Raw genomic sequence first — 15555 nt, 5'->3', positions numbered from 1 at the left:
TTTTCTTCGAGAAGAAGATCACACCCCGTCACCTTCCCCCTGCCGTCGACTCGGTTTCCTTGCTTACCCAGTTGTGGCCCCGAACCGCTACGATCGCGGAAAGCCGCCGTCCCCCCGTCGAAGCGCGGCATCATCCGCTACGAAGGTCATCCATGCCCCACAGCCAAACCTCTGCACACCGCGACAGCCTGGTAGGCGCACGCCTCGCGCGCGGAGCATCGCCGTGGCTTCTGCCGACCGTCGCCACCGCAGCCGTCAGCCTGCTGCGCGCCCGCCGCTCGGGTGCCGCCAAGGCCGTCGCCGTGCCCGCCACCGCTCTCGCGGCGGGCATGCTGTGGTTCTTCCGCGACCCCGAGCGCGAGATCGCCTCGGGCCGGGTCATCTCCCCCGCCGACGGTGTGGTGCAGAGCATCATGCCGTGGAAGGACGGGCGCACCCGGGTCGCGATCTTCATGAGCCCGCTCAACGTCCACGTCAACCGCGCGCCGCTGGCCGGCACCGTGACGTCGGTCGAGCACATCCCGGGCGGGTTCGTGCCGGCGTTCAACAAGGAGAGCGAGAACAACGAGCGCGTCGTCTGGCACTTCGACACCGAGCTCGGTGACATCGAGATGATCCAGATCGCCGGAGCCGTCGCCCGCCGCATCGTCCCCTATCTCCCCGAGGGCACGAAGGTCGAGCAGGGCGAGCGGATCGGCCTGATCCGCTTCGGTTCGCGTGTCGACATCTACCTCCCCGAGGGCGTGGACGTCGCGGTCGAGGTGGGGCAGAAGACCGTGGCAGGGGTGACTCGCATTGACCGTGATTGACCCGGAGACCCAGGCGGGCTGGGTGCCCGAGGCCGACGAGGTGGACGACGAGGAGGAGATGCCCCTCTCTCTGCGCCTGTCGATAGCGGACACGCTCACCCTCGGCAACGCGACGTGCGGATTCATGGCGGTGTACTTCACCACCACCGGCATCCTGATCCCGCACCTCACCGGCAGCCAGGAATCCGGCATGGCCCGCCACAGCGCGGCCACGGCGGTCATCCTGATGCTGTGCGCGGCGGTCTTCGACCTGTTCGACGGCCTGGTCGCACGCAAGCTCCGTTCCTCCCCGATGGGCGCGGAACTGGACAACCTCTCGGACCTGATCAGCTTCGGTCTGGCCCCGGCGTACTTCGTCCTGGTCTACGGCATGGTCGCGGACGACGCCCACCAGCGGGTGGCGGCGGTCGGCGCGATCGTGGTGCTGCTCGCGGTGGTGCTGAGGCTCGCGAGATTCTCGTGCGTCACCGTCAAGGACGGCACCTTCCAGGGCATGCCGTCGCCGTTCGGCGCGCTGACGGTCGTCTCGATCGTGCTCCTCGAGCTGCCGTTCGTCGCCACGCTCATGGCGATCATCGGCACCGCCTGGCTGATGGTGAGCCGGGTCGAGTACCCGAAGCCGCGGGGCCGCCTGGCCGGCGCGATGCTCGCCTGGATCGTGCTGTCGATGGGCCTGCTGGCGGCCTGGGCGTTCGACGCCCCGAGCGGTCAGCTCCTGCTCCAGACCGGCTGCGCGCTTCAGCTCGTCATGGGCGCGGTCATCCCGCTGTTCGCCACGGCCCGCCGGGTGAACAACTTCCGTGACAACCGGCGCGAGGCACGAGCGGCACAGCTGCCCTGACCTCGCTGCACCGCTCGACGGGCGTGGCCCGGACCTTCGAGGTCCGGGCCACGCCCGTTTCGCGTTCAAGGACGTCCGTCGTACGACCTTGCTCCGTCAACTACCGGCGATCAGCGCGCGGTTGCAGAGCGTGAGGAAGAGGAGGACGGTAGAGGAGGGGGGATTGTACGAGAAATGCCCCCTTTGCACCCATCGGGAGATGGTCATGCCCTCACTCGTCCTCAAGGAACATCTCGTACCGCACATCTCGAAGATCCCCGCCAACTTCGGCGACGCGGTGCTGCTCGCCGTCCGGGAGTACGACGGCACCCACGGCGGCAACCCGCGCAAGCCGGTCCTGATGCTGCACGGCAGAAGCGTCCCGGCACTGGCGGGGTTCGACCTGGCCCCGGTGCCGAACGGGCACGCCACCCGGTACAGCTGGGCCCAGGAACTCGCGCAGGACGGCTACGACGTCTTCGTCATGGATCTCCAGGGGTCCGGCCGGTCGACGCGCCCCAAGGTGATGGACGAGCCGTGCAACGCCAACCCGGCGCAGCAACAAGCGGTCCTCGTCCCCAATCCGCTCCCGGAACCCTGCGCGAGCCTGCCCCCGTACCCGCACGAGCTGGGCAATTCGGAGAGCGAGGCGGCGGAGCTCGAAACGGTGGTCAAGTACATCAGGGCCGTGCCCGGCCTGGACAAGCCGATCCGTTTCGTCGGCTGGTCCGCGGCCGCGCTCGTCATGGGCCCCTACACGCTCCGCCATCCCGAGAACGTCGAGAGCCTGTTCCTGCTCGCCCCGGTGTTCCCGCCCAAGGGACGCTGGTCGGGGAACCCCGCCGACCCCTTCGGACGGCCCCCCGGTGTATCGACGCTGCCCGTGTCCACGCCGGCCAACCAGTTCGGCTTCCCGATGCACGTCGCCGGAAAGACCGGGTTCAAGGCCTCGCTGGCGAGCACCCCCGCCCTGTGGGAGCCCGGCATCGACGAGCGCGCCTGGGACGCGTGCGTGCAGGACGACGCCCTCACCGTCAAGTGGGGCCATGAGGAGGCACCGGGCGTGTACGAGGGTGTCCTGCGGTACCGGAACACGTACTCGTGGGGCTGGAACAGCCAGACGGCGGGGTACGAGAACCCGGCCGGCACACGGGTGCTCGGCAAGCGGGTTCCCGTCCTCATCGCCTACGGGGAACTGGACCGGACGGCGAACAGTCCCGCCACCTTCCCGGACAACCTGCGTTTCTCCGTGCCGGCCCTGTACGACGCCGTCAAGGGACCGAGGACGCTGATGTTCTGCCTGGCCGGCGCGGGTCATTCGCTGGTCTGGGAGACGACCTCGAAGACCGTCCACCACTTCTCGAAGCAGTGGTTCAAGCACGGCGAGGTGGAGGACCTCGCCAACGGCAGCTACTTCAGGGAGACCGACGGCGAGCTGATCCCCTTGCCGTAGCCCCCCTGCCGTAGCACCCTGCCGCAGCCCTCGCTCAGCTCAGGAAGTCGCGGCCGATCTGTTCGGCCACCCGCTCCAGGATCGGCCCGGCCTCCGAGATGCACCGGGCGAGGTCCGGCTCGGCGTCCGTCAGCGGATACGCGCGGCGGATGCCGGCCCGGCCCAGCGCCGCCGGCGGCAGGGCGAGGCGGCCGCAGACGGCGACGACGTCCTTGCCGGCCGCCCGGGCTGCCGCGGCGACGCCCGCGGGAGCCTTGCCGTGCAGGGTCTGCTCGTCCAGCGAGCCCTCACCGGTGATCACCAGCTCGGCCCGCTCGAGGGCCGGCGCGAAGCCCAGCACGTCGAGCATGACCTCGATGCCGGCGCGGAACCGGGCGCCGATGAGCAGCGCCCCGTAGCCGATGCCGCCCGCGGCGCCCGCGCCGGGAGCCGCGGCGTACTCCGCCGCCTTCGGCCCGAGCTCCGTCTCCAGCACCTTCGCGTAGTGCGCGAGCGCCGCGTCCAGCGTCTCGACGTCGTCCGGCGAGGCGCCCTTCTGCGGGCCGTACACCGCCGGTGCGCCCTTGGGGCCGGTCAGCGGATTGTCGACGTCGCTCGCCAGCACCAGTTCCACGGAGGACAGCCGGGGATCCAGCGCCGACAGGTCGGCACGGGCCAGCTCCGCCAGACCGCCGCCGCCCGGGGCCACCGGTTCGCCGTCCTCGCCGAGGAACCGCGCGCCGAGCGCGGACAGCATGCCCGCGCCGCCGTCCGTGGTGGCGCTGCCGCCGACCCCGAACACGATCGTCCGCACCCCCGCGTCCAGCGCCGCCCGCAGCAGCTCGCCGGAGCCGTACGTCGACGCCGTCAGGGGCGCGAAGACGCCGGCCGGGAGCCGCTGGAGGCCGCTCGCCTCCGCCATCTCCACGACCGCGGTGTCACCGCGCACCGCGAACGCGGCGGTCACCTCCTGCCCGAGCGGCCCGGCGACCCGTACCTCCCGGCGCTCGAAGCCCGCCGCGACCGCCGCGGCGACGGTCCCGTCACCGCCGTCGGCGACGGGGAGGGACTCCACCTCGATGTCCGCCACCGCCCGGCGCAGGCCCGCCGTCACCCGCTCGGCGACCTCCACGGCCGTCAGTGAGCCCTTGAACTTGTCCGCGGCCACGAGCACCCTTCGGGTGCCCCGCGCTGGAGCGTCCGTCACCTTGCATCCCCTTGCTCTCCGGGCCCCGCGCACGTCAGGGCCAGTCGCGCCGCTGCGACCTTAACCGGAAGCAGCCCCCGCCGTCATGCGGTGCCCGGACCCTGGAACAACCCCGAGCGACGGCTGTGCGGCCGTCGACGCCCTCGCGCGCGGCCGCCGGATCGGGTAGACCGGACGCATGACCCCTGTGGGCGGCGAGCCGGAGCTCGCCGACCGCGTCCTCGGGGGCTGGCTGGGCCGGATCGCGGGCAACATGCTCGGCAAACCGGTCGAGCAGGGCGATCTGTGGACGCGCGAGCGCATCGACCGCTATCTGCGGCGGGCCGCCGCCCTGCCGCTCACCGACTACCTGCCGGAGCCGGCCACCGAGGAGGACGGCCTGCGGCTGCGCCCGGAGTGGCGGGCGTGTGTGCGCGGCCGCATCCACGGCAGTTGCCGCGACGACGACGTCGACTACGCGATCCTCGGTCTGGACCTCCTGGAGACCCACGGCTTCGGCTTCAGTACCGAGCAGGTCGGCGACCTGTGGCTGCTGCGGCTGCCCTGTCTCCAGACGTTCACCGCCGAGCGGGCCGCCTACCGCAACCTCACGGCCGGGCTGAAGCCCCCGCTGACGGCGACCTACGACAACCCGTACCAGGAGTGGATCGGCGCCCTGATCCGCGCCGACATCTACGGCTGGACCTGCCCGGGCCTCCCCCGCCGCGCCGCCGGCCTCGCCCGCCGGGACGCGGTGCTCTCGCACACCGGCAACGGCGTGTACGGCGCGATGTTCGCGGCGGCGCTGATCGCGGCGGCGTTCACCGCGCCGACGGTGCGCCACGCGCTGGACGAGGCGCTGGCCGTCGTCCCGGCGAGCAGTCGGCTCGCCCGCACCGTGCGCCGGGTCGCCTCCCTCCACGACACCCGCATGACCTGGGAGGACACGCTCACCGCGGTGAGCGAGGAGACGGCGGGCCTGGGCTGGATCCACACCGTCCCGAACGCCGCCGTCCTCACCGCCGGACTGCTCTACGGCGACGGCGACTTCACCCGGACCGTCACGCTCACCGTGCGCGGCGGCCTGGACACCGACTCCAACGGCGCGACGGCCGGTTCGGTGGCCGGTGTGCTGACCGGCGCCTCGGCGATCCCGCCGCAGTGGACGGAGCCGCTGGAGGACACCGTGCGCAGCGCCGTGTTCGGCTTCGACGGCGCCCGGATCAGCGAGCTGGCACGGCGCACGCTACGGCTGACCGAGGCACGGGACCGCCCGGCACGCGGCTGAGCCGTCGGTTGCGCCGGGGAGTCTCGACGGCGGCCATGACTGTCCTCCGGACGGAGGCGACGGACGTGCGGGGGGGGGAGGGGCGGCGCCGCGAACCCGGAAGTCCCGTACCTGGCCCGGGTGAAGGTCGGACGAACGGTGGGCCCCGCCCGGCAAAGGCCCTCCGAGACCCTCCCAGACCCTCCCAGACCCTCCCAGGCGCAGGTCATGCAGAGGTCATGTATGGCGGGAGCGGTCCGTCGACCGCCCCCGGGTCCTCACGCCTCGAGCGTGAACAGGGTCGCGTCCGCGGGGGCGTTGCCGCTCTCGAAGGCCAGCAGCCGCCGCTTGCGGTCCAGGCCGCCGCCGTAGCCGGTGAGACCGCCGCCGGCCCCGATCACACGGTGGCAGGGCACGATGATGCCGATGGGGTTCCTGCCGTTGGCGAGGCCCACCGCGCGGGAGGCCGCCGGATTGCCGAGGGCTTCGGCGAGTTCGCCGTAGGTGCGGGTCTCGCCGTACGGGATCTTCCGCAGTTCCGCCCAGACGGAGCGCTGGAACGGGGTTCCGTGCAGGCGGAGTTCGACGCCGAAGTCCTTGGACCCGCCCGCGAAGTACGCCTCCAGCTGTTCCTCCGCCTCGCCGAAGGGGGTGGCGTCGCGCGGGCCGAAACTCTCCTCGGGCGGGCGGTGGCGCTGGTCGGTCATGTACAGGCCGCACAGGACGCCGTCGTCGGCGACGAGCGTGAGAGGGCCGTACGGGCTGTCGACGATCGTGTGCTGTTTCACGGAGATTCCTTACACGGGCAGGAAGTTGATCGGGTGGCTGTCGGTGGCCCAGAGGTACTGGACGGCGTACGCCCGCCAGGGGCGCCAGCCCGCCGCGCGGGCGGTGAGCGCCGCCGGCGTGGAGGGCAGGCCCAGCTCCTTCGCGGCGCGCCGGATGCCGAGGTCGGTGGCGAGGAAGGCGTCGGGGTCGCCCAGGGCGCGCATCGCGATGACGTCGACCGTCCAGGGTCCGAAGCCGGGCAGCGCGAGCAGCAGGGCGCGCGCCTTCGGCCAGTCGCTCTCCACCCCCAAGTGCAGTGTCCCGTCGGCGAGTTGTCCGACGAGGGTGGTGAAGGTGGTGCGGCGGGTGCGGGGCATCGCCAGGGTGCCGGGGTCGACGGCGGCGAGCGCCTCGGCGGTCGGGAAGAGATGGGTGAGGCCGCCCTCGGGGTCGTCGACGGGGTCGCCGTGCGCGGTGACCAGACGGGCCGCGTGGGTGCGGGCGGCCGCCGTGGAGACCTGCTGGCCCAGCACGGCCCGGACCGCGAACTCCGCCTCGTCGACCGTACGGGGCACCCGGCGGCCGGGCGCCTTGTCCACCAGGGGGGCGAGCAGCGGATCCGTGCGCAGCTGATCGTCGATGGCGACCGGGTCGGCGTCCAGGTCGAGCATGCGACGGCAGCGGCTGATCGCGACGGTGAGGTCGCGCAGGTCGCTGAGGGTGAGGCGGCAGCCGATGTGGTCGGCGTTCGGGGTGAGGGCCACGATGCCGTGTCCGTACGGCAGCCGCAGCGTGCGCCGGAACGCGCCGTCCCGCCATTCCTCGACGCCCGGGACGCCGGTCGCGGCGAGATGGCCGAAGAGGTTGTCGGGGTTGAGCGGGGCGCGGAAGGGCAGGCGCAGGGCGAGCGTGCCGGGCGTCGCCGGGCGGGCGGCGGGGTTCTTCCGCGGGACGCGGGCCCGCAGTTCGCTCGGGGAGAGCGCGAAGACCTCGCGGACGGTGTCGTTGAAGGTGCGGATGGAGGCGAAGCCCGATGCGAACGCGGCTTGCGCCATGGGGAGTTCGGTGGTCTCGATGAGCAGCCGGGCGGTCTGGGCGCGCTGCGCACGGGCCAGCGCGAGCGGTCCCGCGCCGAGTTCGGCGAGGAGCTGGCGTTCGACCTGGCGGGTGCTGTAGCCGAGGCGGGCCGCGAGTCCGGGCACGCCTTCCCGGTCGACGACGCCGTCGGCGATCAACCGCATCGCGCGGGCGACCAGGTCGGCGCGCCGGTTCCACTCCGGGGAGCCCGGTGTCGTGTCGGGCCGGCAGCGCTTGCAGGCGCGGAAACCGGCCTGCTGACAGGCGGCGGCGCTCGGGTGGAAGACCATGTTCTGCGGCTTGGGCGGGACGACGGGGCAGCTGGGCCGGCAGTAGATGCCGGTGGTCAGGACGGCCGTGAAGAACCAGCCGTCGAACCGCGCGTCCTTGGACTGCACGGCGCGCAGACAGCGCTCCCGATCGGTGTACATCCCGTTCTGCATGCGTCCAGCATGGGCCGGTCACCGGCCCGGCGCTGGCGAGAATCCGACATCGACCTCGCGCGACCCGCCCCTCGGCCGGCTCCCGCGCGGGTACCCGGAAGCCTTCGTCCGGGTCCTCAGCCCGTCCCCCGCTCCTGCCACGTCGCCAGCGACCAGATCACGAACACGTCGATCGCCATGACGACGACCGACCAGAGCGGCTCGTAGGGCAGGAACAGGAACTGGGTGACCAGGCTCAGCGCGGCGAGGAAGATGCCCGCGAAGCGCGCCCGGGCCACGCCCTTGAGCAGGGCCGCGCCGGTGACCGCCGCGACGACGCCGAGGACGAGGTGGATCCAGCCCCAGCCGGTGAGGTCGAGTTCGTAGGCGTACGAGCCGACGCGGGCGTAGATGTCGTCCTCGGCGATGGCCGCGATGCCCTGGAGAACGGCGAGCACGCCGCCGCACAGCAGCAGGACGCCGGCGAAGACGACACCGTCGGCCGGGCGGTCGTGCGCGCCGGGCCCGGAGGGGCCACCGCCGCGTGGCGTGGACCAGGCGGTGCCGATCTCACCGTGCGGCTCTCCGGTCGGCGAGTGCGAGCTCATGCGGGGCTGTCCTTTCGGTGGGGCCGGGTCGCGAGGAAGTCGACGATGCCGAGCGCGAAGAGCAGCGCGAGGGCGAGGCCGATCACGACCCAGCCGGTCGGATACGGCCACAGGAGAAAGGCCAGGACGGCTCCCGCGGCCAGGATCCAGGTGATCCAGGTGCGGTAGCGGTCGACGAACGGGCCGACGGGACCGGTGCGCAGTCCGGCGTGGTCGGCGGTGCCGCGCACCGCGCCGATGCCCGAGTGCCAGAGCCGCCGCACCAGGGCGGCCTGACGCCAGGGCCCCGTGAGCCAGGCGGCGATGGCGATCACCACGCCGAGGGCCACCACCGAGCGCACGGAGGTGCGCAGGAAACGGATGAGCGTGTCGTACACGGACCCGGCGGCCGCCTGGGAGACACCGGCCGGGAGGGCGTCCAGGTAGACGACCCGGAAGACGGACAGGGCGACGCCCAGGAGGAGCGCGGCGAAGGCGAAGCACAGTGCGGCGACGATCAGGACCCGGCGGCGGTGCGTCGAGAGCAGGACGCCCCCCGCCACCAGCAGGACCGCGATGACCGGGAGCCAGAAGCCGATCAGTTCGAGCATCCGGAAGTAGGTCTTGACCTTGCCGATGTCCTCGGACTCGACGACCGTGAAGTCGGTGTGGATCTCCGGGATCTTCCCGGCGATGGTCATCCCGGAGTCGACCAGCCGCTGCTTGACCTGCTCGACGACGGGGGCGAGGTCGACCTTCACCGTGTCGTTCTCGATCTTCACCGCGCCGCCGCCCCGGCCGGTCAGGGCCTTCTCGACGGAACTGTGGATCCGGCGGTTGGCGTCGACCCAGATCCGCTCGAAGGCGTCGGAGGCCACGACCGCCTGCGCCTTGTCGTGCACGAAGCTGCGCACGGCGCTCTCGAGCGAGGGGCCGAGCCTGCCGAGGGCCTTCTCCAGCAGGGGGCGCTGGGCCGGGGCCGCGTCCTGGAGGAGGGCGGTGAGGTCGATGCGGTCCATCAGCGCGTCCGTGACGCGGGTGGCGGCCGCGTTCTGGATGTCCTTGTCGGAGGCCAGCGGACGGACGGTGGCGACATAGCGGTCGGTGTCGCCCACGATGCTCGAGGTCCAGGCCGCCACCAGGCCCAGCGGGACCAGGACACAGCCGAGGACGATGAGGAGGACCGCGAAGACCGAGCGGACCCGGTGGTGGGCGGGAGGACGGGTGCGCTCCTCCTCCAGAGCCGCGATGCGGGCCCTGAGCGCCTCCAGCTCCGCGTCGGCGGGGACACCGCTTTCCGGCATGGCAGGCTCCCTCGCCGTCGGTCGGTCCGGCCCGGGGTCGGTCCGGTGGATGCCAGCACATCCCGGCCGTACGGCGGCGGCGAGCGGGGCGGGGTCGTTCGGGTGAACGACCCCGCGTCCGCGCAGAGCCCGGGGCGACAGAAGAGCCCGGACCGCTCGGCGGGCCGCTACATGTTGATCATGTGTCCGGCCAGGCCGTGGACCGCCTCCTTGACGGCCTCGCCCAGCGTCGGGTGGGCGTGGACGTTACGGGCGACCTCGTGGACGGTGAGGTCCCACTGCTGGGCGAGGGTCAGCTCGGGAAGCAGTTCGGTGACGTCGGGGCCGATCAGATGACCGCCGATCAGCTCGCCGTACCTGGCGTCGCTGATCAGCTTCACGAAACCGGTGGTGTCGCCGAGGCCGTGCGACTTGCCGTTCGCGGTGAAGGGGAACTTCGCCACCTTGACGTCGTAACCCTTCTCCCGTGCCTGCGCCTCGGTGTAGCCGAAGCTGGCGACCTGGGGCTGGCAGTAGGTGGCGCGCGGGATCATGGCGTAGTCCAGCTCCATGGTCTCCGCGTCGGCGAGGGTCTCGGCGGCGATGACGCCCATCGCCTCGGCGGCGTGCGCGAGCATGAGCTTCGCGGTCACGTCGCCGATGGCGTAGATGTGCGGGACGGAGGTACGGCAGCGGCCGTCGACGTCGATCGCGCCGCGCTCGGTGACCCGCACACCCGTGTTCTCCAGGCCGTAGCCGGTGACGTTGGGGGCGAAGCCGATCGCCTGGAGCACCTTGTCGGTCTCCAGGACCTGCTGGGCGCCGTCCTTGCCGGTGACCGTGACGCGTACCCGGGGACCGGACTCGTCGATGGACTCCACCCGGGTGGAGGTGAGCACGTCGATGCCCAGCTTCCGGTACTGCTTGGCCAGCTCGGCGGAGACCTCGGCGTCCTCCAGGGGCGCGACCCGGTCCAGGAACTCGACGACCGTGACCTTCACGCCGTAGTTGTGCAGGACGTACGCGAACTCGATGCCGATGGCGCCGGCGCCCGCGATGACGATCGACTGCGGAAGGTCGTCGGCGAGGATCTGCTCCTCGTACGTCACCACACGGGCGGTCCGGCGGGTGCCGGGGAGCAGCCTGGGGGTGGCGCCGGTGGCGATGACGCAGTGGTCGAACCCGAGGGTGCGGGTCTCCCCGTCGTAGCCGGTCACCCGGAGGGTGTGGTCGTCGACGAACTCGCCGCGGCCGTCGAACTCGGTGATCTTGTTCTTCTTCATCAGGTAGTGGACGCCCTTGACCCGGCCGTCGGCCACCTTGCGGCTGCGGCGGTACGCCTCCCCGTAGTCGAAGGAGACCTGCCCGTTGACCTTGATGCCGAAGGTCTTCGCCTCACGGGTGAAGATGTGGGCGAGTTCGGCGTTGCGCAGGAGGGCCTTGGTGGGGATGCAGCCCACGTTGAGGCAGACGCCGCCCCAGTACTTCTCCTCGACGACGGCGACGCGCTTGCCCAACTGGGCGGCCCGGACCGCGGCGACGTAGCCGCCCGGACCGGCGCCCAGGACCACGACGTCGAAGCGTTCGTCCTGCTCGGTCATGGATTCGTTTCCTTTTCCGTGGAGTGCGCCGTGGAGTGCGCTACGGGTGATGCGTGCTGCCGCTCCCGATTCTCTCGCGCCGAGGGGAAGAATGTGTGAGTGATCGATCACTGCCGCGCCCGAGCCGCCCCGCCGGGCGCGGTGGAGACCGCGGAAGCGGTCACCCGGAGGTCGCGGTAGGGCGCCGTGAAGCGGCCCTCACCCGGAGGTCGCGGTCGGGCGCCGTGAAGCGGCCGTCGCCCGGTCGACGTCGGTCAACGGCCGGAGCCGGTAGGTGTAGGCGTAGTCGCGGTCGGCGAACAGTTTGTACTCGTCGTGCGTGTGCGCGCCCCAGCTGTTGTCACCGCCGACCCCCATCTGCCGGTGGTTCACCCGCAGGACGACCTCCTCGCGAGGGGTGAGCTGGTAGTCGTGGCGGGCGCCGACGGACAGGTCCTCGGGGGTGAAGTGCGAGGCGTTGAACTCCAGCAGCGGCTCGCCGGAGACCAGCAGGCCGCCGCCGTCGCCGTCGGTGAGCGCGACCCAGCGGACGTCGGTCCTGTTGCCGTTCTCCTGGGGCCGCAGATAGGAGGTCCACTGCCCGCCGACCGTGCCGGAGTAGAGGCCCACGTCGGTGGCGTCGTTGCGGTCCCAGTGGTTCTCCTCGGGGCCGCGGCCGTAGTAGTGCAGTGTCTCCAGGCGGGCGGGGAGGAACAGCAGCGTGCCGATCTCCGGGATGTACGGCAGGGAGGCGGCGCCCGGGTGCAGGGTGTTGTCGACCTTGATCTCACCGTTTCCGAAAACGGTGTAGGTGGTGGTGTACGTCGATGCGGTCGTGGTGGGCAGCGTGCCGGCGACCCTGATCTCGACGGCCCGGTCGCGCAGCGCCCGCACCTTCACCTCGGTCACCTCGCGCCGCGCGCCGGCGTCCCGCCAGGTCTGGTTGCGGGTGTGCTGTCCGTTCCCCCGGTCGTTGTCGGTGGGGGCGCGCCAGAAGTTGGGGGCGGGTCCGGAGGAGATCAGCGGGGTGCCGCCCGCCTCGTAGGAGGTGATGACGCCGGTCTCCCTGTCGACGGTGACCGAGAAGTCCCGGCCCTCGACGGTGACCGATCCGGCTTCGTCCCGGTGGCTGAGCGCGGGCACGCCGGCCAGCGGTACGGGCGTGACCGCGGGGCTCCCGGCGTCGACGGCGAGCTGGTGGCGCGCCACCTCGAAGCCGGCCTTCGCCCACTTCGTCGCCTCCCTGGTGGTGAACGACAGCTGGAGGAAGTACTCGGCGCCCGGCGCGGGGCGGTCCGGCAGCTCGAAGGGCACGACGACGTCCTCGCTCGACAGCGGCGCCACCGCCAGCTGGGCGCGGCTCAGCTTTCCGCGCCGGACCACCTCCCCGTCCCGTACGAGCTCCCAACGGCCGTCGAATTCACGGAGGTCGGTGAAGAGGTACTCGTTGGTGAGGGTGACCGCCCCGCCAGGCGCGAGCAGTTCACCGGCGGCCGGTGCGGCACCGACGGCCTGGTAGATCCGCTTGACCTCGGCGGACTTTCCGGTCGCCCCGCGGTCGGCGGTCACGATGCCGTCTCCGGAGAAGGCCCCGTCGTTGGGGTTGTCGCCCCAGTCGCCGCCGTAGGCCCGGAACGTCTTCTCGCGGGGGCGCTTCTCGGTGAGGCCGACGGTGGCGGCGTCGAACCAGAACCGTACGCCGTCGTCACCGGGCCCCCGGTCATCGGAGGCCAGTTCGGCCGCGCTCAGCGCCCGGGCGTACACGCGGGCCCGCCGGACGGTGCCGCTGAACTCCCGGGTCGGGTTGTCGACGTCGGTGGCCAGGGACAGCGGCGCGGTGTTGACGCCGGGGCGCACCGTGGTGGTGCGGGTCGCCCGGACCGTGCCGTCGACGTAGAGGGTCAGCGTGCCGGCGGCCGCGTCGAAGACGCCCGCGACCCGGTGCTCGGTGCCGGTCCAGTCGGACGGCAGGGCCCAGCTCGCGGTGATCCACTGACCGCTGCCGTAGATGAAGAACTCGAGGGTCCCGCCGGTCTGCTTCAGGGCGTACTGGGTGTCGCCCTTGGCGAGGATCGGCTGGTGGTAGCCGGTCACGTGCGGGGTGATCCAGGCCTCCAGCGTGAGCGAGCCGGTGAGGTCCAAGGACGCGTCCCGCGCGAAGACGGTTCCGCCCGAGATTCCCTCGTCGCGGGTGAAGCCGCCGCCGGAGGCGATGAGTTCGCCCTCGATCGCGGCGGGCCCGGCTTCGGTGAACAGCTTGCGGACGGGCGTGGGCCAGTCGAGGGCCTGGTCGGCGAAGTCCCAGATCCAGCCGCCCTGGAGCACGTCGTGACGGCGGATCAGGTCCCAGTACTTCTTGAAGTTCCCGCTGGAGTTCCCCATCGCGTGGGAGTACTCGATCATCACGTACGGCCGGGTGTCGCTCGTGTCCTCGGCCCGTGCCCGGACGCGGGCGGGCGTGTCGTACATCTCGGAGCGGATGTCGCTGATCCCCGGGCGGTCGTCGCCCTCGTACTGGATGACGCGGGTGGTGTCGTAGGAGCGGATCCAGTCGTGCATGGCGTTGAAGGTGGTGCCGCCGCCGGCCTCGTTGCCGAGGGACCAGATGACGACCGAGGCGTGGTTCTTGTCCCGGTGGACCATGTTCTGGGCGCGGGCCACGCAGGCCCTGGTCCACTCGGCGTGGTCGCCGGGGTACTCGCCCCGGATGCCGTGGGTCTCGAGGTTGGTCTCGTCCACGAGGTACAGGCCGTACTCGTCGGCGAGTTCCAGCCATTGCGGGTTGTTGGGGTAGTGCGAGGTGCGGACGGTGTTGATGTTCAGCCGCTTGATGATCCCGATGTCCTCGACGAGGTCGGCACGGGTGAGGGCGGAACCCCGGGCCGGGTGCATCTCGTGCCGGTTGGTGCCCCGCAAGGAGACCGGCTTGCCGTTGATGCGCATCAGGCCGTCCTCGAGCGCGAACTCGCGCAGGCCCACACGGTGGGAGAGGGTTTCGATCACCTTTCCGGACGGGTCGCGCAGGCGCAGCACGGCCGTGTAGAGGTACGGGTGTTCGGCCGACCACAGGCGGGGCGCGGGCACGGCCTTCGCGGCCCGTACGGCCGTCTCCTCCCCGGCGCCGAGCGTCAGGGTCTGCTGGAGGGGCCGGGGCCACACCGGGTGCCCGCTCGCGTCGTACAGCCAGGTCTCGACGGAGTACCGTCCGGCGCCCTGTCCGCCGTAGTCCCGCACGCTCGCGGTGACCGACAGCTCGGCCGCCCTGTGGTCGTCGCTGAGTGGGGTGTCCAGCCTGAAGTCACGCAGGTGCACGGCCGGTGTGGAGTACAGGTAGACCGAGCGGAAGATGCCGCTCAGCCGGATCATGTCCTGGTCCTCAAGCCAGTCGCCGTCCGAGTAGCGGTAGACCTCCACCGCGATCTGGTTGGTGCCGGGCTCGAGGTGCGGGGTGATGTCGTACTCGGCGGGGTCGTAGGAATCCTCGTGGTACCCGACCAACTCGCCGTTGATCCATACGTAGTGGGCGGACTTGACCCCCTCGAAGTGCAGGAACGTCCGCCGTCCCGCCCAGTCGCGCGGGACCGTGAAGGTGCGGCGGTACTGCCCCACGGGGTTGTAGCGGGTGGGCGCGGCCGGCGGCTGCGCCTCCTCCCCCAGTCCGTTGGCGCCCCACCACGGGTAGGTGATGTTGATGTAGATCGGACGGTCGTAGCCGTGCAACTGCCAGGCGGCGGGGACCGGGATGGTGTCCCAGCCGCTGTCGTCGACGTCGGTGCGGTGGAAGTCGGGGTCCCGGTCGTCGGGACGGTCGGCGTGGGCGAACTTCCAGGTGCCGTCCAGGCTGAGCCGGTAGGGCGAGCGGGTGCGGTCGGCGGCGAGCGCCTGGTCGAGATCCGCGTACGGCATGAGGGTGGTGTGCGGGGCTTCGGTGCCGAGCCGGAAGACGTCGATGGCGCCGTTCCACTCCGGGGTGCCGTCCGCCGCGACGGCCGTTCGGGCGGTGGACGGAGCGGACAGGGCGAGCGCGCCGAGGACGGCGGCCGACCCTTCGAGCAGACGACGACGGCTGACGACCGTCCGCCGGGGGTGGTCCGGCTCCACCCGCTGGGGGCGGTCCGGCCGGTCCATGGACGACACGTGCGGGTGCGACATGACCACGACCTTCCTCGGGGCGACCCGTGCGCCTTCGCACGGACGGAGGGTGCGTCAGATCTTGTCCACTCCTGTTGAAAAAACGAACATAGACGCGCCGCGATGGCCGAATATCAACTCACTTCGGCGCAACGCCACTTGGCGCCCGCCCCTTCCCACGGGTTCTTTTGGT

11 protein-coding genes are annotated in these 15555 nt (G+C 71.6%); 4 read left to right on the top strand and 7 right to left on the bottom strand.

Features of this window, described 5'->3' with window-relative positions; all coding sequences use genetic code 11:
* Positions 1 to 152: 152 nt before the first annotated feature.
* The 3 genes from AOQ37_RS11505 (at position 153) to AOQ37_RS11495 (ending at position 3082) form a co-directional block, all read left to right on the top strand.
* Positions 153 to 809: a phosphatidylserine decarboxylase gene (locus tag AOQ37_RS11505; RefSeq protein WP_062643930.1), complete on the top strand. Its 657-nt coding sequence runs from the start codon at positions 153 to 155 to the stop codon at positions 807 to 809.
* A gap of 22 nt (positions 810 to 831) precedes the next feature.
* Positions 832 to 1650 (top strand): CDP-diacylglycerol--serine O-phosphatidyltransferase, encoded by an 819-nt coding sequence (gene pssA, locus AOQ37_RS11500; RefSeq protein ID WP_062643928.1) that lies wholly within the window; start codon positions 832 to 834, stop codon positions 1648 to 1650.
* 205 nt (positions 1651 to 1855) lie between these two features.
* Positions 1856 to 3082 carry an alpha/beta hydrolase gene (locus tag AOQ37_RS11495; RefSeq protein WP_062643926.1) on the top strand — a complete coding sequence of 409 codons (1227 nt, stop codon included), beginning with the start codon at positions 1856 to 1858 and terminating at the stop codon, positions 3080 to 3082.
* A 34-nt stretch (positions 3083 to 3116) separates the two neighbouring features.
* Here AOQ37_RS11495 and AOQ37_RS11490 read toward each other — a convergent pair whose 3' ends face one another.
* Positions 3117 to 4235 (bottom strand): glycerate kinase, encoded by a 1119-nt coding sequence (locus AOQ37_RS11490; RefSeq protein WP_062643924.1) that lies wholly within the window; start codon positions 4233 to 4235, stop codon positions 3117 to 3119.
* 211 nt (positions 4236 to 4446) lie between these two features.
* Between AOQ37_RS11490 and AOQ37_RS11485 the strand changes: the two genes are divergently transcribed.
* Positions 4447 to 5535 carry an ADP-ribosylglycohydrolase family protein gene (locus AOQ37_RS11485; RefSeq protein WP_062643917.1) on the top strand — a complete coding sequence of 363 codons (1089 nt, stop codon included), beginning with the start codon at positions 4447 to 4449 and terminating at the stop codon, positions 5533 to 5535.
* A 257-nt stretch (positions 5536 to 5792) separates the two neighbouring features.
* Here the strand turns inward: AOQ37_RS11485 and AOQ37_RS11480 are convergent, their stop codons facing one another.
* From AOQ37_RS11480 to AOQ37_RS11455, 6 genes are all read right to left on the bottom strand, one after another.
* A complete protein-coding gene (locus AOQ37_RS11480) occupies positions 5793 to 6302 on the bottom strand; it encodes a methylated-DNA--[protein]-cysteine S-methyltransferase (protein ID WP_062643916.1) in 510 nt (169 codons plus the stop codon).
* Between the two features lie 9 nt (positions 6303 to 6311).
* A complete protein-coding gene (locus AOQ37_RS11475) occupies positions 6312 to 7802 on the bottom strand; it encodes an AlkA N-terminal domain-containing protein (RefSeq protein ID WP_304956779.1) in 1491 nt (496 codons plus the stop codon).
* A gap of 116 nt (positions 7803 to 7918) precedes the next feature.
* A complete protein-coding gene (locus tag AOQ37_RS11470; protein ID WP_078890128.1) occupies positions 7919 to 8389 on the bottom strand; it encodes a DUF7144 family membrane protein in 471 nt (156 codons plus the stop codon).
* Positions 8386 to 9672 carry a hypothetical protein gene (locus tag AOQ37_RS11465; RefSeq protein ID WP_062643914.1) on the bottom strand — a complete coding sequence of 429 codons (1287 nt, stop codon included), beginning with the start codon at positions 9670 to 9672 and terminating at the stop codon, positions 8386 to 8388. The genes AOQ37_RS11470 and AOQ37_RS11465 overlap by 4 nt, the downstream gene beginning before the upstream one ends.
* A 167-nt stretch (positions 9673 to 9839) precedes the next feature.
* The gene (lpdA, locus tag AOQ37_RS11460) at positions 9840 to 11252 is read right to left on the bottom strand and encodes a dihydrolipoyl dehydrogenase (RefSeq protein WP_062643912.1); all 1413 of its coding nucleotides are present in this window, start codon (positions 11250 to 11252) and stop codon (positions 9840 to 9842) included.
* 198 nt (positions 11253 to 11450) lie between these two features.
* Positions 11451 to 15359 carry a glycoside hydrolase family 2 TIM barrel-domain containing protein gene (locus AOQ37_RS11455; protein ID WP_062644453.1) on the bottom strand — a complete coding sequence of 1303 codons (3909 nt, stop codon included), beginning with the start codon at positions 15357 to 15359 and terminating at the stop codon, positions 11451 to 11453.
* Positions 15360 to 15555: the final 196 nt, after the last annotated feature.

It is taken from the genome of Streptomyces maremycinicus, from assembly GCF_001184025.1.
Taxonomy (GTDB): Bacteria; Actinomycetota; Actinomycetes; order Streptomycetales; family Streptomycetaceae; genus Streptomyces; species Streptomyces maremycinicus.
This window is presented reverse-complemented; position numbering and strand designations above follow the sequence as displayed.